Consider the following 25,697-nt stretch of genomic DNA (forward strand, 5'->3'; position numbering starts at 1 on the left):
CACACTGTTGGGTCCTGAGGCAGCACGGTGGTGTTGTTTCGGTGTGGTGTTTGAGAATTGTAGAGTGAGTGCGAGCATCTTTGTGGTCAAGTTGTGTAGGGCACATGGTGGATGTCTGGGCACTAGGGGCCGATGAAGGACGTGGGAGGCTGCGATAAGCCTCGGGGAGCTGTCAACCGAGCTGTGATCCGAGGGTGTCCGAATGGGGTAACCCGGCACCTGTTATGAGGTGTCACCCGCACCTGAATGTATAGGGTGTGTGGAGGGAACGCGGGGAAGTGAAACATCTCAGTACCCGTAGGAAGAGAAAACAAGTGTGATTCCGTGAGTAGTGGCGAGCGAAAGCGGAGGAGGCTAAACCGTGCGCATGTCAAGCTGTCAGGTGTTGTGTGTGCGGGGTTGTGGGACCTGTCGTCCAGGGGCTGACACTTCTGGCGCTGATACACATGGTTAGTGGAACCGCTTGGGATGGCGGGCCGGAGTGGGTGAGAGTCCCGTACGCGAAAACTGTGTTGTGTTGGTGTGATGGTGTTCCCGAGTAGCAGCGAGCTCGTGGAATTTGCTGTGAATCTGCCGGGACCACCCGGTAAGCCTAAATACTTCCTGGTGACCGATAGCGGACGAGTACCGTGAGGGAAAGATGAAAAGTACCCCGGGAGGGGAGTGAAAGAGTACCTGAAACCGTGTGCCTGCAAGCCGTCAGAGCAGCGCTGGTCGTTGTGATGGCGTGCCTTTTGAAGAATGAGCCTGCGAGTTCGTGCTGCGTGGCGAGGTTAACCCGTGTGGGGTAGCCGTAGCGAAAGCGAGTCTGAAGAGGGCGTGTTAGTTGCGTGGTCGAGACCCGAAGCGGGGTGATCTACCCATGGCCAGGCTGAAGCGCCGGTAAGACGGCGTGGAGGGCCGAACCCACCAGGGTTGAAAACCTGGGGGATGAGTTGTGGGTAGGGGTGAAAGGCCAATCAAACTCCGTGATAGCTGGTTCTCCCCGAAATGCATTTAGGTGCAGCGTCGTATGTTTCACACCTGGGGTAGAGCTACTGGGTGGCCTAGGGGCCTTACCGGGTTACCGAAGTCAACCAAACTCCGAATACGGGTGTGTGAGAGTGCGGCAGTGAGACGGCGGGGGATAAGCTTCGTCGTCGAGAGGGAAACAGCCCAGAACGCCAGCTAAGGCCCCTAAGTGTGTGCTCAGTGGGAAAGGATGTGGAGTCGCTGAGACAACCAGGAGGTTGGCTTAGAAGCAGCCATCCTTGAAAGAGTGCGTAATAGCTCACTGGTCAAGTGGTTCTGCGCCGACAATGTAGCGGGGCTTAAGCACACCGCCGAAGCTGTGTCACTCACACAGGAGATCCGCTCCTCTCTTTGGGAGGGGGGTGTAGTCGTGTGGGTGGGTAGGGGAGCGTCCTGCATCCAGGGAAGCGGCCGCGTGAGCGAGTCGTGGAGGGTGTGGGAGTGAGAATGCAGGCATGAGTAGCGAATGCAGAGTGAGAATCTCTGCCGCCGGATGACCAAGGGTTCCTGGGCCAGGTTGTTCCGCCCAGGGTAAGTCGGGACCTAAGGCGAGGCCGACAGGCGTAGTCGATGGACAACGGGTTGATATTCCCGTACCCGCGTGTGTGCGTCCCTGGCGAGGCAGGGGATACTAACCACCCGAGCCGTATCATGACTCTTCGGAGTTGTGGTGTTGGTGAGCGTGGGGCCTGATCCTGTAGTAGTCAAGCGATGGGGTGACGCAGGAAGGTAGCCCCGCCAGTCAGTGGTGATACTGGTGTAAGCGTGTGGCCCGTCTGGTAGGTAAATCCGCCAGGCATGAAGGGTGAGGCGTGATGCGTAGCCGTTTGTGGTGAAGTAGGGTGATCCTCTGCTGCCGAGAAAAGCCTCTAGCGAGTGCATGTGTGGCCCGTACCCCAAACCGACACAGGTGGTCAGGTAGAGAATACTAAGGCGATCGGGTGAACTGTGGTTAAGGAACTCGGCAAATTGCCCCCGTAACTTCGGGAGAAGGGGGGCCAAGCCTGCTGAAGCCTTTTTCGGGCTAGGTGGGAGTGGCCGCAGAGACCAGCGGAAAGCGACTGTTTACTAAAAACACAGGTCCATGCGAAGACGCAAGTCGATGTATATGGACTGACGCCTGCCCGGTGCTGGAACGTTAAGAGGACCGGTTAACTCCTTTCGGGGGGTGAAGCTGAGAATTTAAGCGCCAGTAAACGGCGGTGGTAACTATAACCATCCTAAGGTAGCGAAATTCCTTGTCGGGTAAGTTCCGACCTGCACGAATGGCGTAACGACTTTCCGGCTGTCTCAACCACAGGCCCGGCGAAATTGCACTACGAGTAAAGATGCTCGTTTCGCGCGGCAGGACGGAAAGACCCCGGGACCTTTACTATAGCTTGGTATTGGTTTTCGGTTCGGCTTGTGTAGGATAGGTGGGAGACTGTGAAGCTGGCACGCTAGTGTTGGTGGAGTCGTTGTTGAAATACCACTCTGGTCGTGCTGGGAATCTAACTTCGGACCGTGATCCGGTTCAGGGACAGTGCCTGGTGGGTAGTTTAACTGGGGCGGTTGCCTCCTAAAGGGTAACGGAGGCGCCCAAAGGTTCCCTCAGCCTGGTTGGCAATCAGGTGTTGAGTGTAAGTGCACAAGGGAGCTTGACTGTGAGACTGACGGGTCGAGCAGGTACGAAAGTAGGGACTAGTGATCCGGCACCTCCTGGTGGAAGGGGTGTCGCTCAACGGATAAAAGGTACCCCGGGGATAACAGGCTGATCTTGCCCAAGAGTCCATATCGACGGCATGGTTTGGCACCTCGATGTCGGCTCGTCGCATCCTGGGGCCGGAGTAGGTCCCAAGGGTTGGGCTGTTCGCCCATTAAAGCGGCACGCGAGCTGGGTTTAGAACGTCGTGAGACAGTTCGGTCCCTATCCGCCGCGCGCGTAGGAGACTTGCGGAAGGCTGTCCCTAGTACGAGAGGACCGGGACGGACGAACCTCTGGTATGCCAGTTGTCACGCCAGTGGCATGGCTGGTTGGCTACGTTCGGAAGGGATAACCGCTGAAGGCATCTAAGCGGGAAGCCTGTTCCTAGATGAGGTCTCCCACCCCTTTGTGGGTTAAGGCTCCCAGTAGACCACTGGGTTGATAGGCCAGACATGGACGCACGGTAACGTGTTTTTGAGTGGACTGGTACTAATCGGCCGAGGACTTGCCTACAAAGGTGCTACGCACTCACTCTACGATTCTGAAACACCACACGCATGTGATATGTGGATAGTGATGGTTTCACCAGTGTTTCGGTGGTTATAGCGGTGGGGTCACGCCCGGTCCCATTCCGAACCCGGAAGCTAAGCCCACCAGCGCCGATGGTACTGCACCCGTGGGGGTGTGGGAGAGTAGGACACCGCCGAACTTAACTTACGGAGGCCCGCCAGGTATTCACCTGGCGGGCCTTCTTCTATTGCGTGACAAGGGAAACGGGCCGGTCATTCGAACTCTCGAATGACCGGCCTTCGTGCTATTCGGCGAGTAGTTCGGCGACCGTGGCCGGCGCGGAGTCCACGGCGACCACGCGCTGGTCGCGGGTGGCGAGGCTGCGCACGGTCACGTTGCCGGCGTCCCAGTCCTCCTGGCCGACGATCACGACCACCCGGGCGCCGGCCTTGTCCGCACGGCCGAGCTCTTTGCCCAGCTTGCGGAACTCCAGCGGCACCGACGTGCGCACACCGGAACGGCGCAGCGACGTCGCCACCGTGCGGGCGGCGTCGCCGAGGTTCTCCGTCACCGGGATCACGACCACGTCCACCTCGGCCTTCGGCTGCGGCAGCAGACCGTGCGTGCCCAGGAAGTCCATGAGCGTCACGTCGCCCATGCCGAACCCGATGCCCGGGATCTGCTGTGCGGTGAACAGCGAAGCCAGGTCGCTGTAGGCGCCGCCGCCGAACAGGGCGCGGTTGTTCTCCGGCGAGGTGTCGAAGACCTCGAACACCGTCGACGTGTAGTAGGCAAGGCCACGCACGATCATCGGGTCGAAGCGGATCAGGCTCGCGGCGTTGCTGCCGAGCACCCTGACCAGGTTCGAGTTCTCCTTGACCTGTTCGGGCAGCTCGTCGAGCAGAGCCGTCCCGGCTGTCAGCACGTCGCCCAGCTTCTCGAACTGCTTGTCAGTCAGGCCGATCTCTTCGGCGCTGGCGGCGAGCTTCTCCCGCTCGTACTTCTCCCAGCGGTCGACGAGCGCGAACACCTCGGGCAACTGCTCGTCGCTCACGCCCACGACGTCGGTGAGCGCGGAGGACAGCAGGTTACGGTCGTTCGCCCTGACCACGAACATGTCCTCGCTCGCACCAAGCCCGGCGAGCATGTCGTGGATCAGCTCGAAGATCTCGATCTCGGTGTTCGCGCTGGTCGAGCCGAAGATGTCGACGTTGATCTGCCAATGCTCGCGCACCCGGCCCCGCTGGGGGCGTTCGTAGCGGTGGCAGTTCGGGTGGCTGTACCAGCGGACGGGGAACTGCAGGGCACCGGCGTTGCCGGCGATCATCCTGGCCACCGACGGCGTCATCTCGGGACGCAGCGCCAGGCGGCGTCCCCCGCGGTCGGTGAGCGTGTAGAGCTGCTGATTGGCGATCTCCTCACCGGATTTCGCCTCGTAGATCTCAGCCGACTCCAGGATCGGACCGTCGTAGCGCTGGAACCCGTACCGCTCGATGACCTCGTACAGCCTCCCGAAGACCTGGGTACGGACGGACATCTCCGGCGGGAGGAAGTCCCGGGTACCCCGGTAGGGCGCGGTCGGCAGGAATTCAGGCACGTACCGAGTTTAGTGACCGCGCCGCGAGCCGATGAGCAGGGCAAGGGCGGCGCCCGCCGCGCACACGACGGCCGTGATCAGGAAGATCTCCGTGTACTGCGTGAGCAGTGCGTTCTTCACGGCGCCCACGTAGTCGCCGAGCGCGGTCTCGTAGGCCGCGTCGGACGGGTAGAGCACGCGGATCGGCACGTCGAGTGAGGCGGTCATGCTGTGGAAGCGGTGCAGGCCCCACGCCGAGAGCGCCGCGATGCCCACGAGCATGCCGGTCATCCGCGCCACCACGACGCCGGCCGAGGCGACGCCGTGCTGCTCCAGCGGTGCCGCACGCAGCACCGCCGCGGAGACCGGCGCGATGACCAGGCCGAGCCCGAGCCCCACGATCACCAGGTCCGTGTCGAGCCTCGGCAGCGTCAACGGCCCCAGTTCGTGCGGTGTGGAGAGCACGTCGGCCGTCCACCCCGACATCAGCAGGAAGCCCGCCGCCGCCACGAGCATGCCGGTGAACGCGACCCAGCGTTCCCCCAACCGCGACGCGACGAACCCGCCCGCGACCGCACCCACCGGGAGCGCCACGAGGAAGCGCAGGAGCAGCTCCACGCTGCCCTGGTCGTCACGGCTGAGCAGGGTCTGCGAGAACAGATCGACGTCGACGAGCGTGACCATGAGCGCCGCACCGGCAGCGATGCTGGTGCCCAGCGCGGCGAGGAACGGCCGCATCCGCACGTTAGTGGGGTCCAGCAGCCGCGTCTTCGCCCGCGACTCCCAGACCAGAAACAGCACGAACACCACGGCGGCGACGACCAGCAGCGGCAGGCCCCAGCTCGGCAGCACCTGCTCGCGCGGGTTCGGGTTGTAGAGGCCCACCACCAGCAGGCCCAGCGCGACCGCGAGCAGCCCGCCGCCCACCAGGTCCACCTTGGCGCGCTCGGCGGGCCGCCTGCCGCCGGGCACGGAGAAGTAGACGGCGACCATCGCCAGCAGCGCGAGCGGCACGTTCACCCAGAACACGCTGCGCCAGCCCGCGAGCGCGGCGAGCGCGATGCCGTACACCGGCCCCAGCACGCTGCCGAGCTCCTGTGCACCGCCGACCGCTCCGAGCACGGTCGCCCTCCGGTGCTCCGACCACAGGTCGGCGGCGAGCGCCATCGTCACCGGCAGCAGCGCACCGCCCGCGACACCGAGCACGACGCGCCCGAATACGAGCAGCGGCACCGAACCGGCGACCGCGGTGAGCACGGAGCCCACGAGGAACCCGGCCAGACACGCCTGCAGCAGCGTCTTGCGGCCGAACCGGTCGGACGCCTGGCCCAGCAGCGGCATCGCGGCCACGTAGCCGAGCAGGTAGCCCGTGACGATGGGCGTGACCTGTTCGAGGCGGTTCACCGGGATCTGCAGGTCCTCGATGATCTGCCGCAGCAGGCCGATGACGACGTAGGTGTCGAGCGCCCCGAGCAGTACCGCGAGTCCACCGGCGCCGATCGCGACCGACCGCGCGCGCCGCGTGGTGCCGACCTCGGTCACGCCGGCGGGGTGACGGTCACGGGCTTGTCCACATCGGACAGCGTGACGTCGACGGTGGCGTCGTCGGGGAACGCCGCGGAGGCCTTGACGGGCAGGTGCTCACCGTCGGTGCGCAGCCAGAACGTCACGTCGGCGTCGGACTGGATTCCCGGCAGCAGGCCGGAGAGAACGTCCTTGCCGAGCTGCCCGGTGACCTTGTAGGTCTGGGTGCCCTCGACCTCCTCCTGCGCCTGGGTGACCGGGTTGCGCAGGCCGGAGAGGAGCTTCGAGACGCCGCGCTCCGGGTCGAGCACCGCGGACGGGTCGTACAAAGTGGAGCTGAGCGCGGCCGGGATCTCCTGGTACCCGCCAGTGGGGCCCTTGAGGTAGAGAGTGTCGCCCGCGAGCACGAACTCGACCTCGACGAGCTGCCCCGCCTGCTTGAGTGTGCCGGTGCCCTTCGCGTCGCCCTGCTTCGTCAGGTCGCCGTCGAGGCTCTGCACGCTCAGTCCCTTGACCGTGCCGTTCACCTGCAGGGTGAAATGCGTGCTCTTGATGTCGCCCGTGGCCGCCGCGGCGTCCTTGATCAGGGCGGGACCGTCGGGCAGTGACTCACTCGGAGCGTCGTCGGACGTGCAGCCCGCGGTCACGGCGGCCGTGAGCGCGAGCATCCCCAACAGGATTCGGCGGATGACCATGCCGGAATCGTAGGGCCACCGGGGTACCCGCGTACCGGCTATTCCGGCATGAGACCGGCGGCGAGCGCCGCGCCCAGCTCCCAGCACCCGGCGAGGTCGTCCTTGTCCGGTTCGCCCATGACCACCACGGGCGGCGCCGCCTGCTGCCAGCCGAGGCCCTTGGTGACGCTCTCGATCGCCCGCTGCGCCCCCTCGATGCCCTGGTTGCCATGCAGGTAGAAGCCGAAGGACCGGTTGCGGGTCGCGTCGAGGCACGGGTAGTAGACGGTGTCGAAGAAGTGCTTGAGCGCGCCCGACATGTAGCCGAGGTTGGCGGGCGTGCCGAGCAGGTAGGCGTCGGCGGCGAGGACGTCCGAGGCGGTGGCGGACAGCGCGGGCCGCCGGACCACGTCGACGCCGGTGATCTCCGGGTCGGTCGCGCCGGAGACCGCAGCCTCGAACATGGCCTGCAGGTGAGGCGACGGCGTGTGGTGGACGATCAGCAACGTGGGCACAGTGGCTCAGCGTGCACTCGGCGAGCGGGTGGCGCAAGCGCCGTGAGGGAGCAAGGGAGCTTTACTACCGTTTTTCGGTAGTAAAGCTCCTTGCTCCCCTCTGGGCTACCCGTCGAGCAGCTGTGAGAGTTCCGTTCGCAGCGCGGTGAGGCGTTCGGCCGCCGTCCGGCGGGACTCCGGGAGGGACTCGGCCGACGGGACGTCGGCCGTCACCTCCAGATAGACCTTCAGCTTCGGCTCCGTTCCCGACGGGCGGAGCACCACCCGCAGGCCCTCGCCCCGCAGGCGCAGCACGTCCGCGTCCGGCAGCAGATCCTCGGCCGTCACGGTCACGTCCGCGAGTGTCGCGGGCGGCGCCGTGCGCACCCGGTCCATGAGCTCGGCCCGCGCCCGCAGGTCCGGGATCCGAACCGACACCTGGTCGGTCAGATACACCCCGTGCCGCACGGCGAGGTCGTCGAGCACGTCGAACAGCGTGCGGCCCGCCGCCTTCGCCGTCGCCGCCAGATCACACGCGAGCACCGCCGCCGCGATGCCGTCCTTGTCCCGCACGAACCCCGGGTTCACACACACCCCGAGCGCCTCCTCGTACGCGAACACCAGGCCCTCGCCCGCCCGCGCCAGCCACTTGAAGCCCGTGAGCGTCTCCACGTACCGCGCGCCGTGCGCCTCGGCGATCCTGCCCAGCATCGACGACGACACGATCGTCGTCGCGACCAACGGATCGGCGCTGTCCGTTGTGGACAGCACGTGCTCGCCGAGCAGCACACCCGTCTCGTCGCCCCGCAGCATCCGCCACGTGCCGTCCGGCTCGCGCGCGCCGAGCGCGCACCGGTCGGCGTCCGGATCGAGCGCGATCGCCAGGTCGGCGTCGACGTCGGCCGCGAGCGCCAGCAACCGGTCGGTCGCGCCCGGCTCCTCCGGGTTCGGGAACGCCACGGTCGGGAAGTCCGGGTCCGGCTCCGCCTGCTCGGCCACCAGGTGCACGTCGGCGAAACCCGCCGCTCGCAACGCGCGCTCCAGCACGTCCGCGCCCACGCCGTGCATGGGCGTCGCCGCCACCCGCAACGTCCGCGCCGTGCCCCTCGGCAACGCCGCGCAGCGCGAAAGGTACGCCTCCAGCAGGTCCCCGCCTGCCGTCGTGGCACCGGGAGCCCTCGGCACCGCCACCGCCGCCGGGGCCGCCGCGATCGCGGCCTCCACCTCGCGATCGGCGGGCGGCACGATCTGCGCGGCCGTGTCGTCGTAGAGCTTGTAACCGTTGTCGGCAGGCGGGTTGTGCGACGCGGTGATCTGGATGCCGGCGACGGCGCCCAGCTGTCCGACGGCGAAAGCGAGCACCGGGGTCGGCAACGGACCCGGCAGCACCGTCACCGCGAACCCGGCGGCGCTGAGCACCTCGGCCGCGGCCGCCGCGAACGCCGCCGAGCCGTGCCGCGCGTCCCTGCCGACCACCACGGTCCCGCCGGCCTTGCCGTGTCTCGTCAGCCACGCGGCCACCCCCGCGGTGGTGCGCACGACGACGGCCGGGTTCATCCCGTTCGGTCCCGCCCGCACCGGTCCGCGCAGGCCCGCGGTGCCGAACGTCAGCGGGCCGTCCATGCGGTCGGCGAGCTCCGCGACCGCGTCGGCGTCGCCACCCATCGCCCTGGCGAGCACGGTCTGCAACTCTGTGCGCGTGTCCGGGTCGACGTCGTCGGCGATCCAGCGAAAGGCCTGGTCACGAAGGTCTGTGGTGAGCCTCGGCGAAGGTTGCGTCACCGCACAATGTTGTCAAGGCCCGGGATTGCCGCTACCGTCGCCCCCGCTCGCCAAGGGGGTTAGGCCGTCATGCGCAACGACACGGCGCCGATCGGAGCAGCCGCCCGTGCGGAGCTGGCCGTGCTGGCTCCCGCGATGCGGCGTCGCTCGGCGGATGTTGCACAACTGATCTTGCAGCAGATCCAGTCGTCCATTCCCGCCTATGCCAGGCCTCTGGAGGGCACGTTCGGCAACGCCATCCTGCACGGTGTGCAGCAGGGCGTGCTGGAGTTCCTCGACCGGCTGCTCGACCCGGCCGCGGCGGGCAACGGCACCGCCGCGCTCTTCCGCCAGCTCGGCAGGTACGAGGTGAGCGAGGGCCGCAGCATCGACGTGCTGCAGTCGGCGTACCGCATCGGCGGGCGGGTCGGCTGGCAGGCCCTCAGTGACTTCGGGCTGCGCTCGAAGCTTCCGGTGGAAACGATGTGCGAGCTCGCCGCGGCCCTGTTCGCCTACATCGACGAGCTGTCGGCGCTCTCGCACGAGGGCTACGTGGCCGCGCAGGCCCGCGCGGCCGGGGCGCTCGAACGTCGCCGCAAGCGCTTGCTGGAGCTTCTGCTCTCCGAGCAGCCGGTGCCCCCGGGCGTGCTCGTGGACCAGGCCGCCGCGGCGGCCTGGACGCTGCCCGAGGAGGTGACGGTGGTCGTGCTCGAACGCGACGGCGACACCGAGCCGCCCGGCTACCCCGAGCTGGCCGACGACGTGCTCGTGGACCTCGAAAGCGACGCGCCGTGCCTGGTCGTGCCCGCGCCCGGCGGTGTCGTGTCCGAGCTCGCGGCCGCGCTCACCGGCTGGTGGTGCGTGGTCGGCCCCGTCGTCCGCCTCGCCGACGCCCGCGACTCGCTGCGCTGGGCGCGGCAGCTCGCGGGACTCATCGACGACGGCGTCGTGGAGCGGGCGCCGGTGGTCTCGTGCGCCGACCACCTCCTGACGCTGTGGCTGCTCAGCGATCCGACGCTCGCCGAGCGGTTCGTGCACAGCGCGATGGCGCCGCTCGACGGGTTCAACGCCCGGCAGCGCGAGCGGCTCGCCGAGACCCTCTCCGCGTGGCTGGAGACGCGGGGAGGCGCGCCGGAGGTCGCGGGCCAGCTGAAGGTGCACCCGCAGACCGTGCGCTACCGGATCCATCAGCTCGAGGAGTGCTACGGCGACCGGCTGCGGGACGCGGACGAGCGGTTCGCACTGGCGGTGGCGCTACGGGCCCGCCGGCTCCGGCGCACTCGTCCGGAGTAGCGGTCCGCATTTCCGTGAGCATCGGTTTTCCCGCTTTTGTCAGCCGGGTGACAAGTCGCTCAGCGTCAGTCCGGAAAGCGCCGGGGAGAACCCGATTGGGTTATTGTCGAGCCGTCAATGATGGGCCAAATTGGCTCTGCCACAACGATTCCGAGCTCGACCAGCTCGCCGGGGTACGCGGTGGCCACTCCATTCCGCAGTGCGATAAACGCGCGAAAGGGACTTCGATGACGCGTAGGGAAATGGCCGACGTACCCATTACGACCACCCCGGTCTCCACCGGAAAGTGACGACGGTCACGCGCGCAGTACGAGCTCACGCAGCAGGCCGCCCATCCGCTCTGCGGCCGCCTTGCCCGCCTCGATGACCTCCTCGTGGCTGAGCGGCTCGCCCGTCATCCCGGCGGCGAGGTTGGTCACGAGCGAAAGCCCGAACACCTCGACGCCCGCGGCGCGCGCCGCGATGGCCTCCAGCACCGTCGACATGCCGACGAGGTCGGCGCCGAGCGTGCGCAGCATCCGGATCTCGGCGGGGGTTTCGAAGTGAGGGCCCGGCAGTCCGGCGTACACGCCCTCCGCGAGCGACGGGTCGATCTCCTTCGCGACGTCCCGCAGCCGGCCGGAGTAGAGGTCGACGAGGTCGACGAAGTTCGCGCCGGTGATCGGCGATGTCGCGGTCATGTTCAGGTGGTCGGAGATGATCACCGGCTGGCCGACCTGGAAGCCGTCGCGCAGTCCGCCCGCGGCGTTGGTCAACAGCACCGTGCGCACGCCTGCCTCGGCCGCGGTGCGCACCGCGTGCACGACCCGCGCGACGCCCTTGCCCTCGTACAGGTGCGTCCGGCCGAGCAGCACCAGTGCGCGCTTGTCGCCGATCTTCACCGAGCGTGCGGTGCTGCCGTGGCCGACGGCGCTGGGCGTCTCGAACCCGGGCAGCTCGCCGAGCGGGACCTCGGTCTGGGGCTCGCCGATCACATCGGCGGCCGGGCGCCAGCCCGAGCCCAGCACCACGGCGATGTCGTGCCGGTCGGTTCCGGTGCGCTCGGCGAGCACCGAGGCGGCAGCGGCGGCGAGGTCACTGGGCTGGCTGATCTTCTCGTTCACGGTCGTGCAGCCTACGTGCTTCGGGCGTCACCGCGCGGACCAGCAGGTAGGCGAGCAGGCCGATCGGCGACAGCAGGATCGTCAGCACCAGGACCGGGGCCAGCGCGAGGTGAGGAACCCCGCGCCTGCGTGCGTCGAGGTACATCCACCTGCCGATGAACAGGTCGAACGCGATGAGGTGGGCCCAGATCATCGCCGCGCCATCGGCGGAGGAGAGGAACGCGCGCAGCGCCTCGAGGTCCGGCCTGCTCACCACCGTCCACAGCTCCGCGAAGTCGCCGGGCGCGAGCGTGAGGTAGACGAGCAGCGGCGGGAGGGCGATCCACGGCGAGCCGATGACGCGGGTGGTCCATCGCCAACGGGGCGCGACGATCATCAGCGCCCAGAACGGCGCCGCGAGGTAGAAGGTGACTTCGAAAAGGGCGCCGGTCATCGCGGGGTCCTTTCCGGGTGAGCAAGGGAGCTTTGCTCTCGAAAAACGGGAGTAAAGCTCCCTTGCTCCCGCTTGGTGATGATCAGGACGGTCGCGAGAGTCACCGTCACGACCAGTGCGGCGAGGGCCGCGAGGGTCCAGGCGTCGGGGGAGAGCAGCGGCTGGCCGCGCAGCGCCTGCCACGTGACGAGCCCGGTCAGCCCCGCGTACGCGAAGCCCGCCACGAACATCAGCCGCATCCGCACCGTGCCGTCGCGCAGCACCGGCAACCGGGTGGCGAGCAGGCCGAGCAGCAACGCCAGCAGCGGCAGCACCTGCAGGGCGTGCATGCCGACGAAGTGCGGGATGCGCAGGTCACCGCCGGTGGTGCTCCAGCCGGTGATTGGCATGGCCGGGCCGCCGTCCGCGACGCCGACGCTGTGCGCGCCGATGAACCCCGTGGGTGTGCCGTTGCGCATCGACTCCAGCTGCTCGCTCGTCGGCCCGAGCATGAGCGCCCCGAGCCCGGCTCCCACCAGCGAGATCACGGCGCCGAGGCGGATCGCCCAGCGCGAGGCCCCGTCGGGGATCGGTGTGCGCAGCAGCAGGATGGTCAGCACGAGCGTGCCCGCCCACAGTGCCGCGACGGACCCGCCCATGACGCTGAACAGCACCTGGTCCACCGGCGTCGAGGCGTTGAAGTGACTGGCCCTTCCGCGCACCACCTGCGTGACGATGATCGCGTACTCCACGAACAGGATCACCGCGATCCCGGTGGACACCCGGTACGCCAGCCGTTGCCGTGACCGCAGCAGGGTCAGCAGCCACGCCCACGTGACGCAGTACAGGGCGATGGACACCGCGAACTTGAACGGCTTCAGCCAGATCGGCGCGCCGAGCAGCACGCGGTCGTCGAGCAGTAGTCCTCCGGCCGAGACGACGGCCATCGCCGCCATCGCGCCTGCGCAGATCGTCATCGGGCGGTGCCAGGTCCTTGCCTGGCCGAGCAGGTCGGACATGCCGGGCTCCTTATAGATAGTGATACTACCTATAGCGGGAAGCTACACTATCCATGCTGAGGATTCCACAGGAAGGCGACGAACGTATGCGGATGGCCGAGCTGAGCAGGGAGTCCGGGGTCCCGGTCGCGACGATCAAGTACTACCTGCGCGAGGGCCTGCTCCCGCCCGGGGAGCGCACCAGCCCCAACCAGGCGCGCTACGACGCCGCCCACGTGCGCAGGCTCAAGCTGATCCGCGCCCTCCTCGACATCGGCGGGCTGTCCATCGCGGCCGTCCGCGACGTGATCGCCGGGCTCGGGCAGGAGACCTCCACCCACGACGTGCTCGGCATCGCGCAGCACGGCCTTCCGCTGCCCACCGTGGAGGTGAGCGAGGAGGCGCGGGCGTGGGCGATGGAGCGGCTGGAGGCACTCGCCGACAAACGGGACTGGGTGATCGCGCCCGGCACGCCCATCGTCGAGGCGCTGGTGGGCGTGCTGTGCACCTACCGCGACCTCGGCCACCCCGAACTCGCCGAGCGGCTCGACGACTACGCCGAGGCCGCCGACCTCGTCGCGGGCACCGATCTCGACACCGTCGCCGCCCTCGGACAACGGGAGGCGATCGTGGAGGCGGCCGTGATCGGCACCGTGCTCGGCGACGCGCTGCACGCCGCGCTGCGCAGGCTCGCCCACGCGAAAGCCTCACGTGACCGGTTCGGTGCAACCGCGGTGAAGCTGCAGTGAAGGCCACCTTCACTGCGTTGAACGCAGTGAAGGTGGCCTTCACTGCAGTTGGGCTCGCCCGCTAGTCGGTCATCTGGAACGTCGGCACGATGCGGTCGAACAACTCACTGCGGCCGAGGCGTTCCTGCTCGACGGGCACCGTCACGCTCACCACCCACAGGCTCGACCCGCTGAGGAACACCTCCGCGACCGTCGTCCTGTTCATCGCCCGCTCACCGCTCGCGCCGCGCTCCGCCGTCCGGTACGTCACGAGCACGCCGTCACGGTCGCCGAGCGGCTCCGAGCGCACCAGCGTGAAATCACCCTGGGCCCAGAACCCGCCGAGCGTGGTGACGTAGTCGTCCACGGTGTAGGCGTCCGAATACTGCGCGAACCGTTCCACGCCCAGCACCTGCGCGCCATCGGCGGAGACGAACTGCACCTTGGTGCTGGTGGGCAGCTCCGTCTCCGGCTGCTGGGTGACGAACTTCGTCCAGTCGGCGGGCACCTCGACCGAGAACAGGCCGCCCTTCGCGCCCTGCAGGTTGGTCGCGTCGCCCTCGCGCGTGACCAGTTCCTGCCGCGGGGCGGGAGCCGCGGCAGGTGTCGGCTCCTCCGCGCGGTCCGGCGCCGACAGCGGCTGGCCCGCGAGGACACGCGTGAGCACGAACCCGCCCGCCACCGCCAGCACGAACAGCAGCATCACCACCACGACAAGGGCCACCGTTCGCGCCGTCGACCGCCCGGCGTGCACCGGGGCCGGACCGCTGGCCGCCGCGGCACCCCCGCCGAACGGCAGCGGTCCCGGGTCGGCCGCGAGCGCTCCGCCGCTGTCGTCGGCTCCGGACTCCGGTGCGGCGGCCGGCATCGCCGGGATCACCCGCGTCACGCTCGCCTCCGGCCCGGCGGGCGTGCTCTGGCGGAACAGCTCCGGAGGGAACAGCGGGTGCCGGGGCTGCGCCAGGAACGGGTACAGCCTTCGCCGCACCTCCGACAGCGACATCCGCGCCGACGGCTCCTTGGCCATCAGGCCCCGGATCAACGCGGCGAGCGGACCGGGGGAGGGTTTCGGCACCTCGCCGTGCACGACGCTGCTCACCGTCTCCAATGGATCGCCGTCGACGTCGTAGGGCGGGCGCCCCTCCGTGGCGGCGAACAGCGTCGCGCCGAGCCCCCACAGGTCCGCCGTGTACGTCACCGCGCCACCGGAGGCGACTTCGGGCGCGATGAACGCGGGCGAGCCGAGCATGGTCCCCGTGTGGGTCATGGTGACCTCGGAGACGTTGCGGGCGATGCCGAAGTCGGTGAGCTTGATGCGGCCGTCCTGCGCCACCAGCACGTTGCCGGGCTTGACGTCCCGGTGGGTGATGCCTGCCGCGTGCGCCGCCTCCAGTGCCGCGGCCACCGCGTCGGCCACCGCCGCCGCCTGCGCGACCGTGAGCCGCCTGCCGTCCCTCAGCAGCGCGGCGAGGCTGCGCGAGGGCAGCAGTTCCATCACGACGTACGGATCGCCGTGCTCCAGCACGACGTCGTGCAGGATGACCACGTTCGGGTGGGACAGCACCGCGATCGCCCTGGCCTCGCGGAGCGTGCGCTCGCGGACCTCTCCCGCCTGGTCCGGCGGTACGCCCGCCGGCATCCGGACCTCCTTGACCGCGACGGGCCGCTGGAGGAACTCGTCGCGCGCCGCCCAGACCGTGCCCATCGCCCCCGAGCCGAGCACCGAGCGCAGCCGGTAGCGACCGGCGACGAGGCGCGAATCGTCAGTGGGGGCGGACACGACCCCTATTGTGGCGAACCGCCGGCGAGGGCCACGCTCGCCCAGTGTTGTTAGCCGGGATTTGCATCACATTTGCGGGCCGGTCGGTGCCCCTACCATGAGTTGTTATGACAGAAGTGGCTGGGACACCGGCGTCCGCGCCCGCTGAGCTCACGCTCGCGGCCGAGTTCGGCGCCCCCGACCGGGCCGGCTGGGAGCGGCTCGTGGCAGGCGTGCTGAAGAAGAGCGGCGCGCTGCCGGAGGACTTCACGGGGGCGCCGCAGAGTCTGCTCACCACCACGACCTATGACGGCATCGAGATCCAGCCGCTCTACACCGCCGAGGACGGTGCGCCGCCCGCCGGGTTTCCCGGGCTGCCGCCGTTCGTGCGCGGTGGCCGCGCCGAGGGCCAGGTGAGCACGGGCTGGGACGTGCGTGCCCTGCACGCCGGCTCCGACGCCGCGACCGTGAACGAGGACGTGCTGGCCGACTTGGAGAACGGCGTCAACTCCGTGTGGCTGCGCGTCGGCGAGACGGCCGTGCCCGTGGCCGACCTCGGGCGCGCGCTGCGGGACGTCTACCTCGACCTGGCGCCGATCGTGCTCGACGCGGGCGAGGAGTACGAGGCCGCCGCCGAGGCCCTGCTCGCGGTGCTCGCCGAGCGCGAGATCCCCTCCGGTGAGGCGTCCGGAACCCTCGGCGCCGATCCGATCGGCCTGCAGGCACGCACCGGCACCGAACACGACCTCGCCCCCGCGGCGGCGCTCGCCGCCAGGGTCGCGCAGCGGTACCCGGGCCTGCGCACGCTCGTGGTCGACGCGTTGCCGTTCCACGAGGCGGGCGGCTCGGACGCGCAGGAGCTCGGCGCGTCCGTCGCCGCGGGTGTCGCCTACCTTCGCGCGCTGACGGACGCGGGCCTGAGCGTGGAGGACGCGGCGGCCCAGCTGGAGTTCCGGTACGCGGCGACCGGCGACCAGTTCCTCACCATCGCCAAGTTCCGTGCCGCACGCAGGCTGTGGGCCCGCGTCACGGAGGTGTCCGGCGCGAACGGCGTCGCGATGCGCCAGCATGCCGTCACCTCGCCCGCCATGCTGACCAGGCGCGATCCGTGGGTGAACATGCTGCGCACCACGGTCGCCTGCTTCGCGGCGGGCGTCGGTGGCGCGGACGCCGTCACCGTGCTGCCCTTCGACGCCGCCATCGGCAGGCCCGACGCGTTCTCCCGCCGGATCGCCCGCAACACGCAGACGATCCTGCTCGAGGAGTCCAAACTGGCCGGTGTGATCGACCCTGCGGGCGGCTCCTGGTACGTCGAGAACCTCACCGACGCGCTGGCACAGGCCGCGTGGCGCGAGTTCACCGCCATCGAGAAGGCGGGCGGCATCCGGGCCGAGCTGTCCTCCGGCGCGCTGGCCGAGCGGCTCGCGGCGACGTGGGACGCGCGGGCCAGGCGGCTCGCCACCCGCGAGGACCCGATCACCGGCGTCAGCGAGTTCCCGCACCTGGACGAGAAGGGCGTCGAGCGCGAGCCCGCACCGTCGGTTGTGGACGGTGGCGGCCTTCCCCGCGTTCGCTACGCGCAGGAGTACGAAGAGCTGCGGGACCGTTCCGACGCCTACCTCGCCGCACACGGTGAGCGGCCGTCGGTGTTCCTCGCGACCCTCGGCCCGCTCGCCGCCCACACGGCGCGCGCCACGTTCGCGGCCAACCTGTTCCAGGCGGGCGGCGTGCGGCCGGTCAACCCGGGCGTGACCGACGACGTGGTGAGGGCGTTCCGGGAGAGCGGCACCCCGGTCGCGTGCCTGTGCGGCAGCGACAAGTCCTACGCCGAGGAGGCGGCCGAGCTCGCCGCGGCGCTGCGGGAGGCCGGAGCCACCGAGGTGCTGCTGGCCGGCAAGCCGGGCGACTACGACGGCGTCACCGGGTACGTCCACGCCGGATGCGACGCGCTGGCGGTGCTCAGGAGCACCCTCGACAAGCTGGGAGTCGACTGATGACCATTCCCGACTTCACCGACGTCGAGCTCGGCACCCCGGAGCGGGGTGCGCAGCGGGACTGGGCGGACGCGCTGCACGCGAGCACCGGCAAGGGCGCCGACGCGCTGGTGTGGGAGACGCCGGAGGGCATCGGCGTCAAGCCGCTCTACACCGCCGACGATCTGTCTGATGTGGACTTCCTGAACACGTACCCCGGCATGGCGCCGTTCCTGCGCGGGCCGTACCCGACGATGTATGTCAACCAGCCGTGGACCATCCGGCAGTACGCCGGCTTCTCCACGGCCGAGGAGTCCAACGCCTTCTACCGCCGCAACCTCGCGGCCGGGCAGAAGGGTCTCTCGGTCGCGTTCGACCTGGCCACGCACCGCGGGTACGACTCCGACCACCCGCGCGTGTCCGGCGACGTCGGCATGGCGGGCGTGGCGATCGACTCGATCTACGACATGCGGCAGCTCTTCGACGGCATCCCGCTCGACAAGATGAGCGTGTCGATGACCATGAACGGCGCGGTGCTGCCGGTGATGGCGCTCTACGTCGTCGCCGCCGAGGAACAGGGCGTCAAGCCCGAACAGCTCACGGGGACCATCCAGAACGACATCCTCAAGGAGTTCATGGTCCGCAACACCTACATCTACCCGCCGCAGCCCTCGATGCGGATCATCTCCGACATCTTCGGCTTCACCTCGCAGCACATGCCGAGGTTCAACTCGATCTCGATCTCCGGCTATCACATGCAGGAGGCCGGGGCGACCGCCGACCTGGAGCTCGCCTACACGCTCGCCGACGGCGTCGAGTACATCCGCGCCGGGCTCGACGCGGGCCTCGGCATCGACAAGTTCGCGCCGCGACTGTCGTTCTTCTGGGCGATCGGCATGAACTTCTTCATGGAGGTCGCGAAGATGCGCGCGGCCCGCCTGCTGTGGGCCAAGCTCGTCAAGCAGTTCTCGCCCGAGTCGGAGAAGTCCCTGTCGCTGCGTACGCACTGCCAGACCTCCGGCTGGTCGCTGACCGCACAGGACGTCTACAACAACGTGGTCCGCACGTGTGTCGAGGCGATGGCGGCCACCCAGGGGCACACGCAGTCGCTGCACACCAACGCCCTCGACGAGGCGCTCGCGCTGCCCACCGACTTCTCCGCCCGCATCGCGCGCAACACGCAGCTGTTGCTGCAGCAGGAGTCCGGCACCACGCGCGTGATCGACCCGTGGGGCGGCAGCGCGTTCGTCGAGCGGCTCACCTACGACCTCGCGCGCAAGGCGTGGGGCCACATCAGCGAGGTCGAGTCGGCGGGCGGCATGGCTCGCGCGATCGACGCCGGCATCCCCAAGCTGCGCATCGAGGAGGCCGCCGCGCGCACGCAGGCGCGCATCGACTCGGGCAGGCAGCCGGTGATCGGCGTCAACAAGTACCGCGTCGACGAGGAAGAACAGATCGACGTGCTCAAGGTCGACAACGCTGGCGTGCGAGCCCAGCAGCTGGAGAAGCTGCGCAGGCTGCGTGAGGAACGTGACTCCGGCGCCGTCGAGGACGCGCTGCGCAGGCTCACCGCGGGGGCTGAGTCGGACGGCAATCTGCTGTCGCTCGCGATCGACGCGGCGAGGGCCAAGGCCACGGTCGGGGAGATCTCGGAGGCACTGGAGAAGATCTGGGGCCGCCACTCAGGGCAGATTCGTACCATTTCCGGCGTGTACCGGGACGAGGTCGGGAAATCCGAGAACGTGGAGACAGCCCGCGAACGGGTCGCCGCATTCGCCGAGGCCGAGGGGCGCCGCCCGCGCATCCTCGTCGCCAAAATGGGCCAGGACGGCCACGACCGAGGCCAGAAGGTGATCGCCACCGCGTTCGCCGACCTCGGCTTCGACGTCGACGTGGGCCCGCTGTTCTCCACCCCGGCCGAGGTCGCGCGGCAGGCGGTCGAGGCCGACGTGCACATTGTGGGCGTCTCGTCGCTCGCCGCGGGGCACCTGTCGCTGGTGCCCGCGCTGCGCGCCGAGCTCGCCGAGCTGGGGCGCGAGGACATCATGGTCGTGGTGGGTGGTGTGATCCCGCCGCAGGACTACGACGAGCTGCGCAAGGCGGGCGCGGCGGCGATCTTCGGTCCCGGCACGGTGATCGCGGAGGCCGCCATGGGCCTGCTCGACCAGCTCGACGCGCGACACTCGTAGGCATGCCTCGCACGATCGACGTCACCGCGTACGCCAAGGGTGTCCTCGCCGGTGATCGCGGGATCCTCTCGCGGGCCATCACCCTGGTCGAGTCCAGCAGGGCCGATCACCGGGGGCAGGCGCAGGACCTGCTGGTGGAGCTGCTGCCGCACGCCGGGGGCGCCCAGCGCGTCGGCATCACGGGCGTGCCCGGGGTCGGCAAGTCGACCTTCATCGACCAGCTCGGCACCAACCTGACCGAGGCGGGACACAAGGTCGCCGTGCTCGCCGTCGATCCGTCGTCCACACGCACCGGCGGCAGCATCCTCGGCGACAAGACCCGCATGGCCAGGCTGGCGGTCGACCCCTCGGCGTTCATCCGGCCGTCGCCGACCTCCGGCACGCTCGGCGGGGTCGCGAGGGCGACCAGGGAGACCATCGTGCTGATGGAGGCCGCGGGCTACGACGTCGTGCTGGTGGAGACGGTGGGGGTCGGGCAGTCCGAGGTGGCCGTGGCCAACATGGTCGACTGCTTCCTGTTTCTCACCCTGGCGCGAACGGGCGACCAGCTGCAGGGCATCAAGAAGGGCGTGCTGGAACTCGCCGACGTCATCGCCGTGAACAAGGCCGACGGGGAGCACGAGCCCGAGGCCCGCAAGGCCGCGCGGGAGCTGTCCGGCGCGCTGCGGATGATCTACGGCCCTGACGCCGCGTGGACCCCGCCCGTGCTGACGTGCAGCGCGCTGACCGGCAATGGGCTCGACACCGTGTGGCAGCAGATCGGCAGGCACCGGCAGACACTGGAGGACTCCGGCGAGCTGGCCCGCAAGCGCAGCACGCAGCAGGTGGACTGGACGTGGTCGATGGTGCGCGACCAGCTGCTCGACCGCCTCGCGACCCATCCGAACGTGCGCGAGCTGGTCCCCGAGGTCGAGCGGGACGTGCGGGAGGGCAGGCTCACGGCGACGCTGGCCGCCGAACGGATCCTCGAGGCTTTCGGCGGAGAGTCACCGCGTGGCGGCTGACGGCGATCAGCTCGACAGGGCACACTGGGGCCCGTGCGCGTGTTTGCCGTCCTGGGTGTGCTGACCGTCCTCGCCGGTGTGCTGATTCTCGGTGTGCCCTCCGCCACCGCCTCGGCCGCTCCCGCGACCGCTCAACCGGTCGTCGCGGCAGCCCCCGCGCTGACCCAGACGGAGCCGGGTCCCGTCCTCGACCCGCAGAACGAGGCTGACGCGAGGAACTCTCGCAACAAGCTGGTCGTGGGCGTCGCCGCCGCGGTGCTGCTGGGCATCGTCATCTGGGGCAGGCACATCCGCAGCAAGAAGAAGCCGAAGAAGAAGTAGTTCCGGCCGCTCGGCTCCGGCGCGTTTCGCCGTCCGTCGAGCTGTGGCACGTCGAACAGTGAAGCCGAACTCTCTGTAGCCGCTCAGCGCAAACCGGCTACCGTCTGTCTTGTCGCTAGGACATCCGGGTCTACCGATCACCTATTTGGTGCAAGACTAGGTGCAAATGCGTACGACAATGATTTCCCAGCGAGAGACAGTTGTGTCGACGCGCGCTGTGCTGGGCTCGTGCGGAGGTGCGGCGTGACTGTGCTCGACTCGCGACCCGAATCGCCGGGGGAGCCTGGTGGCTCCCCTTCGGCGGACTCGGCCGACGCCCTGCTCACCGAGAGCGGTGTGAGCATGGCGCCGTTGGACGATCTGGGTGAGGGCAGAGGCCCGTTCTGGCTCGACGAGTGGCTCGTGGCGCATGCCGCCGACGTGCTGGCCTGGCGCAGGCACATCCACGCGAACCCGGAACTCGCGCGCCGGGAGTACGGCACCACCGAGCTCGTGATGAGCCTCCTGCGGTCGGCGGGGCTGGCTCCCAAGGTGCTGCCGGGCGGCACCGGCGTGGTGTGTGACATCGGCAGCGGCACGACCTGTGTCGCCCTGCGCGCCGACATGGACGCCCTGCCGCTCACCGAGGCGACCGGGCTGCCGTACGCGTCGACCGTCGACGGTGTGGCGCACGCGTGTGGGCACGACCTGCACACGACGGTGCTGCTGGCCGCCGGCATGGCGCTGGCGACCGCCCCCGAACTGCCCGGCCGCGTACGGCTCGTGTTCCAGCCAGCGGAGGAGGTCATGCCCGGTGGCGCGCTCGACGCGATCGACGCGGGCGTGCTCGACGGCGTCGACCGGATCTTCGGCCTGCACTGCGATCCCCGGCTCCGGGTGGGCCAGGTCGGCACGCGGGTCGGCGCGCTGACCTCGGCGGCCGACCTGATCGAGCTGCGGCTCACCTCGCCCGGCGGGCACACGTCCCGCCCGCATCTGACCGCCGACCTGGTGCACGCGCTGGGCACCGTGATCACGTCGCTGCCCGCGCTGCTGTCGCGGCGCGTGGACCCGAGGTCGGGCACGGTGCTCGTGTGGGGCGCCGTCCACGCGGGCGAGGCGGCTAACGCGGTGCCGCAGGAGGGCGTGCTGAGGGGCACGCTCCGCACGGCGGACCACGAGACGTGGAAGTCGCTGGAGCCCCTGGTGGCGTCGTCCATCCAGTCGCTGCTGGCCCCCACCGGTGTCGGCTACGAGCTCAACTACCGGCGTGGTGTGCCGCCGGTGGTCAGCGAGGAGGAGAGCACGGCCCTCATGCGGGCCGGCGTCGAGGCGGCGCTGGGCGAGGAGGCGACGGCGGGTACCGAGCAGTCGTCGGGCGGCGAGGACTTCGGGTGGTATCTGGAGCATGTGCCGGGTGCGTTCGCGCGCCTCGGCGTGTGGTCCGGTGAGGGCTCCATGCGAGACCTTCACCAGCCCACCTTCGAACTCGACGAGCGGGCCCTGCTGACCGGCATCCGCGTGATGGTCCACACCGCACTGGGAGCACTGGCGTAGCGCGAGTCGTGCACTCCCGCTCGCGAGTCGTACGTTCCCGACCGCGAGTTGTGCACTCCAGACGGCGAGTTGTGCGTTCGCGCGTTGTCGCAGTTATCCACAGCCGGGTGAGTTATCCACAGTTTGTGAAAAGCCGCCCGGAAGGGCAGGCGAAGGCCGGACCGTGGATGCATGAACTCACTTCCCGAAGGCCTCCACGGGGCCTACCTGCGTGCCGAGTTGGAGCGTGAGCTCGGGTCCGGCGAACTTCGCGGCCTGCTCCGAGAAGGGCGCCTGACCAGGGCTTCTCGCACTGTGCTGGTCGACCCGCGTCGGGCCGCCGACTTTGTCACGCGTGCAGCGGCCTGCCTGCTCGGCGCTGGTTCCGACGCGGTGCTGACGAGCCACAGCGCGTTGGCCGTCCACGGCTGCAGCGTCGCCGAGACGGCACCTATCCACATCCTCGTGCCGTATCGATCACAGCCTCGGCGGCGCGCCGGGATGGTGCTGCACCACGGCGTGGTCGACCCGCAGGACGTCGAGGTGATCTGCGGACTGCGGGTGCTGGCGCTCGACGTGGCCGTGGCCGAGGTGCTGAGCCGCGGCACCCGACGGGCCGGGATTGCCTGCGCCGACCAGGCGTTGCGCCTCGTCGCCCAGGACGCGCGGGCGGAGTTCCGAGCGTGGGTCGAGGAGCGGATCCGGTCGCGCGCCGATCCGCGCGGCCGACGGCAAGCGCGTGGCCTGCTCGACCTGGCGACCGGCCTGGCCGAGTCGCCGGCGGAAAGCTGGACGCTGCTCGTGTTCGTCGACGCCGACCTTCCCGTTCCCCAGCAGCAGTACCGCATCACGGACCTGGCCGGGAACGAGATCTACCGGCTGGACTTCGCCTGGCCGGAGCCGCGGGTGGCGGTGGAGTACGACGGCTACGAGGCGCACGAGTCCCGCCAGGAAGCCGATGCCGCACGCGACGCGGACCTCGAGCGGCGGGGTTGGATCGTCATTCGCGCGGACGCTGCCGACCTCAAGGACCCGGGACGGCTGATCGGTGCGGTCAGGGCGGCCTTCCGGAGACGAGGGTTGGCCGCTTGACGCACGACTCGCTGTCGGGAACGCAAGACTCGCGAGCAGGAACGCAAGACTCGCGAGCGGGAAGGCACGACTCGCGTGCGGGAGCGCACGACTCGCGCGGGGTTAGGGGCCTATGCCTTTGCAGGGGCGGGTGCGGAGCGCCTCGACGTAGTCGGCCGGGGCGCCGGCGTCCTCCGCCGCATCGGCGAGCACGCCCAGGTACCGCGCTGAGGGGAGACCGCCCTCGTAGGCATCCAGCACGTAGAGCCAGGCCAGCACCGAGCCGTCCATGGTCTGCACCCGGAGCCGGATCTTGTTGTGCATCCCGAGCTCGCCGCCCTCCCACTGATCGAGGGCGGACTCGTCGAGATGGGTCACGTCGTAGAGCACCACGAACACCCGCGACGACGGATCCTCCACGATCGTCGCGAGCGCGCCCTCCCAGCCGAGATCCTCGCCACCGAAGGTCAGGCGCCAGCCTTCGAGCCAACCGGTACCCGCCATCGGCGAGTGCGGAGCTCGCTCCATCATCTGCGAGGGCGCCATGTTGGACCCGTAAGCGGCATACAAGGGCACGGCCACAGCCTAACGGCCGTGCGCTCACCCGAAAGGACGCACTCCGCGTGTCCCCGCCTAGAGTGGGCTCGACGGCGCTCAACGAGAAGGGAACCAGCGTGACCAGGATCGTGATCATGGGCGGCGGACCAGCCGGCTACGAGGCGGCCTTGGTCGCGGCGCAACACGGGGCCGACGTGACCGTCGTGGAGCGCGACGGACTCGGTGGCGCCTGCGTGCTGTACGACTGCGTGCCCTCCAAGACGTTCATCGCGTCGTCAGGTGCCCGCGCGAGCCTCCACGGCTTCGCCGAGCTGGGCATCACCACCGATCTCGCCGACACGAGCATCGACCTGCCAACCGTGCACGGTCGCGTGCGCGGGCTCGCGCTCGCGCAGTCGGCGGACATCCGCGCCCGCGTGCAGCGCGAGGGTGTGCGCGTGATCACCGGCACCGCCCGCTTCTGCGACGAAGAGACCGGGCTCGCCACCCACAAGGTCGCCGTCACCGGCGCCGAGATCGACGAGGTGCTCGATGCCGACGTGGTGCTCATCGCCACCGGCGCCACCCCGCGCGTGCTGCCCGGCGCCGTTCCCGACGGCGAGCGCATCCTCGACTGGCGCCAGCTCTACGACCTGCCCGAACTGCCCGAGCACCTCGCCGTGATCGGCTCGGGTGTCACGGGCGCCGAGTTCGCCTCCGCCTACACCGAGATGGGCGTCAAGGTCACCGTCGTCTCCAGCCGCGACCGGGTCCTGCCCCACGAGGACGCCGACGCCGCCGCCGTGCTGGAAGAGGTCTTCTCCCAGCGCGGCACCACCGTGGTCAAGCACGCCCGCGCCGACCGCGTCGAGCGCACCGAGAAGGGTGTGCTGATCCACCTCACGGACGGCAGGCAGATCGAGGCGAGCCACGCGCTGATGACCGTCGGCTCGGTGCCCAACACCGCCGACATCGGGCTGGATCGCGTCGGCATCGAGCCCGGCCCCGGCGGGTTCATCACCGTCGACCGGGTGTCGCGCACCAGCGCGCCCGGTGTCTACGCCGCGGGTGACTGCACGGGTGTGCTGATGCTGGCCTCGGTGGCGAGCATGCAGGGCCGCATCGCGATGTGGCACGCGCTCGGCGAGGGGGTGGCGCCGATCCGCCTGCGGACGGTCGCCGCGAACGTGTTCACCCACCCCGAGATCGCGACGGTCGGCATCAGCCAGCAGGCCATCGACTCCGGCGAGGTGCCCGCCCGCACGATCATGCTGCCGCTGGCGACGAACGCGCGGGCCAAGATGGAGGGCCTGCGCCAGGGCTTCGTGAAGCTGTTCTGCCGCCCGGCGACGGGCGTCGTGGTCGGCGGCGTGGTGGTGGCGCCCACCGCGAGTGAGCTGATCCTGCCGATCGCGCTGGCGGTGCAGAACCAGTTGACGGTGGAGCACCTGGCGCTGACGTTCTCGGTGTACCCGTCGCTGTCCGGTTCGATCACCGAGGCGGGCAGGCAGCTCATGCGCCACGACGACCTCGACTGACGCTCCCCACCGACAGCGGTGC

At 69.2% G+C, this 25,697-nt stretch carries 19 protein-coding genes and 2 rRNA genes; 11 read left to right on the forward strand and 10 right to left on the reverse strand.

Translation table 11 applies throughout. From position 1 onward, the window contains the following. Window positions 1–84 precede the first annotated feature (84 nt). Window positions 85–3,208 (forward strand): 23S ribosomal RNA (locus BA062_RS05905). Between the two features lie 79 nt (window positions 3,209–3,287). Continuing rightward, a 5S ribosomal RNA gene (rrf, locus tag BA062_RS05910) occupies window positions 3,288–3,404 on the forward strand. A gap of 105 nt (window positions 3,405–3,509) precedes the next feature. Here rrf and hisS read toward each other — a convergent pair. The 5 genes from hisS to BA062_RS05935 all read right to left on the reverse strand — a co-directional run bounded on the left by hisS (window position 3,510) and on the right by BA062_RS05935 (window position 9,255). Next, entirely contained in the window at window positions 3,510–4,802 is a 1,293-nt protein-coding gene (hisS, locus tag BA062_RS05915; RefSeq protein ID WP_110335054.1) for a histidine--tRNA ligase, read from the reverse strand. A 9-nt stretch (window positions 4,803–4,811) separates the two neighbouring features. After that, a complete protein-coding gene (locus tag BA062_RS05920) occupies window positions 4,812–6,323 on the reverse strand; it encodes an MFS transporter (RefSeq protein WP_110335055.1) in 1,512 nt (503 codons plus the stop codon). Further along, entirely contained in the window at window positions 6,320–7,000 is a 681-nt protein-coding gene (locus BA062_RS05925) for an LppX_LprAFG lipoprotein (protein ID WP_110335056.1), read from the reverse strand. Before BA062_RS05925 ends, BA062_RS05920 begins: the two co-directional genes overlap by 4 nt. A gap of 38 nt (window positions 7,001–7,038) precedes the next feature. Then, window positions 7,039–7,494 (reverse strand): flavodoxin family protein, encoded by a 456-nt coding sequence (locus tag BA062_RS05930; protein ID WP_110335057.1) that lies wholly within the window; start codon window positions 7,492–7,494, stop codon window positions 7,039–7,041. A 105-nt stretch (window positions 7,495–7,599) separates the two neighbouring features. After that, a complete protein-coding gene (locus BA062_RS05935; protein ID WP_110335058.1) occupies window positions 7,600–9,255 on the reverse strand; it encodes a phospho-sugar mutase in 1,656 nt (551 codons plus the stop codon). A gap of 69 nt (window positions 9,256–9,324) precedes the next feature. On the opposite strand from BA062_RS05935, the gene BA062_RS05940 reads away from it, so the two are divergent. Then, window positions 9,325–10,527, forward strand: coding sequence for a PucR family transcriptional regulator (locus BA062_RS05940; RefSeq protein WP_110335059.1), 1,203 nt, complete (start codon window positions 9,325–9,327; stop codon window positions 10,525–10,527). A 296-nt stretch (window positions 10,528–10,823) separates the two neighbouring features. Here BA062_RS05940 and BA062_RS05945 read toward each other — a convergent pair whose 3' ends face one another. From BA062_RS05945 to BA062_RS05955, 3 genes are read right to left on the reverse strand one after another with little or no spacing between them, the layout of a single operon-like run. Continuing rightward, window positions 10,824–11,630 (reverse strand): purine-nucleoside phosphorylase, encoded by an 807-nt coding sequence (locus BA062_RS05945; RefSeq protein ID WP_110335060.1) that lies wholly within the window; start codon window positions 11,628–11,630, stop codon window positions 10,824–10,826. Then, window positions 11,602–12,063: an ABA4-like family protein gene (locus BA062_RS05950; protein WP_110335061.1), complete on the reverse strand. Its 462-nt coding sequence runs from the start codon at window positions 12,061–12,063 to the stop codon at window positions 11,602–11,604. The genes BA062_RS05945 and BA062_RS05950 overlap by 29 nt, the downstream gene beginning before the upstream one ends. Further along, window positions 12,060–13,061 (reverse strand): hypothetical protein, encoded by a 1,002-nt coding sequence (locus BA062_RS05955; RefSeq protein ID WP_110335062.1) that lies wholly within the window; start codon window positions 13,059–13,061, stop codon window positions 12,060–12,062. Before BA062_RS05955 ends, BA062_RS05950 begins: the two co-directional genes overlap by 4 nt. A gap of 86 nt (window positions 13,062–13,147) precedes the next feature. On the opposite strand from BA062_RS05955, the gene BA062_RS05960 reads away from it, so the two are divergent. Then, window positions 13,148–13,789 carry a MerR family transcriptional regulator gene (locus tag BA062_RS05960; protein ID WP_110335063.1) on the forward strand — a complete coding sequence of 214 codons (642 nt, stop codon included), beginning with the start codon at window positions 13,148–13,150 and terminating at the stop codon, window positions 13,787–13,789. A 61-nt stretch (window positions 13,790–13,850) separates the two neighbouring features. Here BA062_RS05960 and BA062_RS05965 read toward each other — a convergent pair whose 3' ends face one another. Beyond that, window positions 13,851–15,473 carry a serine/threonine-protein kinase gene (locus tag BA062_RS05965; RefSeq protein ID WP_245959707.1) on the reverse strand — a complete coding sequence of 541 codons (1,623 nt, stop codon included), beginning with the start codon at window positions 15,471–15,473 and terminating at the stop codon, window positions 13,851–13,853. A 182-nt stretch (window positions 15,474–15,655) separates the two neighbouring features. Here BA062_RS05965 and mutA point away from each other — a divergent pair, with 182 nt between their 5' ends. The 6 genes from mutA to BA062_RS05995 all read left to right on the forward strand — a co-directional run bounded on the left by mutA (window position 15,656) and on the right by BA062_RS05995 (window position 23,621). Continuing rightward, on the forward strand, window positions 15,656–17,521 hold the full coding sequence (gene mutA / locus BA062_RS05970) for a methylmalonyl-CoA mutase small subunit (protein WP_110335065.1): 1,866 nt from the start codon (window positions 15,656–15,658) through the stop codon (window positions 17,519–17,521). Further along, on the forward strand, window positions 17,521–19,689 hold the full coding sequence (scpA, locus tag BA062_RS05975; RefSeq protein ID WP_110335066.1) for a methylmalonyl-CoA mutase: 2,169 nt from the start codon (window positions 17,521–17,523) through the stop codon (window positions 19,687–19,689). Before mutA ends, scpA begins: the two co-directional genes overlap by 1 nt. A 2-nt stretch (window positions 19,690–19,691) precedes the next feature. After that, window positions 19,692–20,693 carry a methylmalonyl Co-A mutase-associated GTPase MeaB gene (gene meaB, locus BA062_RS05980; RefSeq protein WP_110335067.1) on the forward strand — a complete coding sequence of 334 codons (1,002 nt, stop codon included), beginning with the start codon at window positions 19,692–19,694 and terminating at the stop codon, window positions 20,691–20,693. Between the two features lie 33 nt (window positions 20,694–20,726). After that, window positions 20,727–21,014 (forward strand): hypothetical protein, encoded by a 288-nt coding sequence (locus tag BA062_RS05985; RefSeq protein WP_245959692.1) that lies wholly within the window; start codon window positions 20,727–20,729, stop codon window positions 21,012–21,014. A gap of 243 nt (window positions 21,015–21,257) precedes the next feature. Next, window positions 21,258–22,550, forward strand: coding sequence for a M20 family metallopeptidase (locus tag BA062_RS05990; RefSeq protein ID WP_110335068.1), 1,293 nt, complete (start codon window positions 21,258–21,260; stop codon window positions 22,548–22,550). 171 nt (window positions 22,551–22,721) lie between these two features. Next, window positions 22,722–23,621 carry a DUF559 domain-containing protein gene (locus BA062_RS05995; RefSeq protein WP_110335069.1) on the forward strand — a complete coding sequence of 300 codons (900 nt, stop codon included), beginning with the start codon at window positions 22,722–22,724 and terminating at the stop codon, window positions 23,619–23,621. A gap of 102 nt (window positions 23,622–23,723) precedes the next feature. Here the strand turns inward: BA062_RS05995 and BA062_RS06000 are convergent, their stop codons facing one another. After that, window positions 23,724–24,176, reverse strand: coding sequence for a gamma-glutamylcyclotransferase family protein (locus BA062_RS06000; RefSeq protein WP_110335252.1), 453 nt, complete (start codon window positions 24,174–24,176; stop codon window positions 23,724–23,726). 98 nt (window positions 24,177–24,274) lie between these two features. Here BA062_RS06000 and BA062_RS06005 point away from each other — a divergent pair, with 98 nt between their 5' ends. Then, complete coding sequence (locus BA062_RS06005) at window positions 24,275–25,675, forward strand: NAD(P)H-quinone dehydrogenase (protein ID WP_110335253.1); 1,401 nt, start codon at window positions 24,275–24,277, stop codon at window positions 25,673–25,675. The last annotated feature ends 22 nt before the right edge of the window (window positions 25,676–25,697 follow it).

The sequence above is a fragment of the Prauserella flavalba genome (assembly GCF_003202235.1).
Taxonomy (GTDB): Bacteria; Actinomycetota; Actinomycetes; order Mycobacteriales; family Pseudonocardiaceae; genus Prauserella_A; species Prauserella_A flavalba.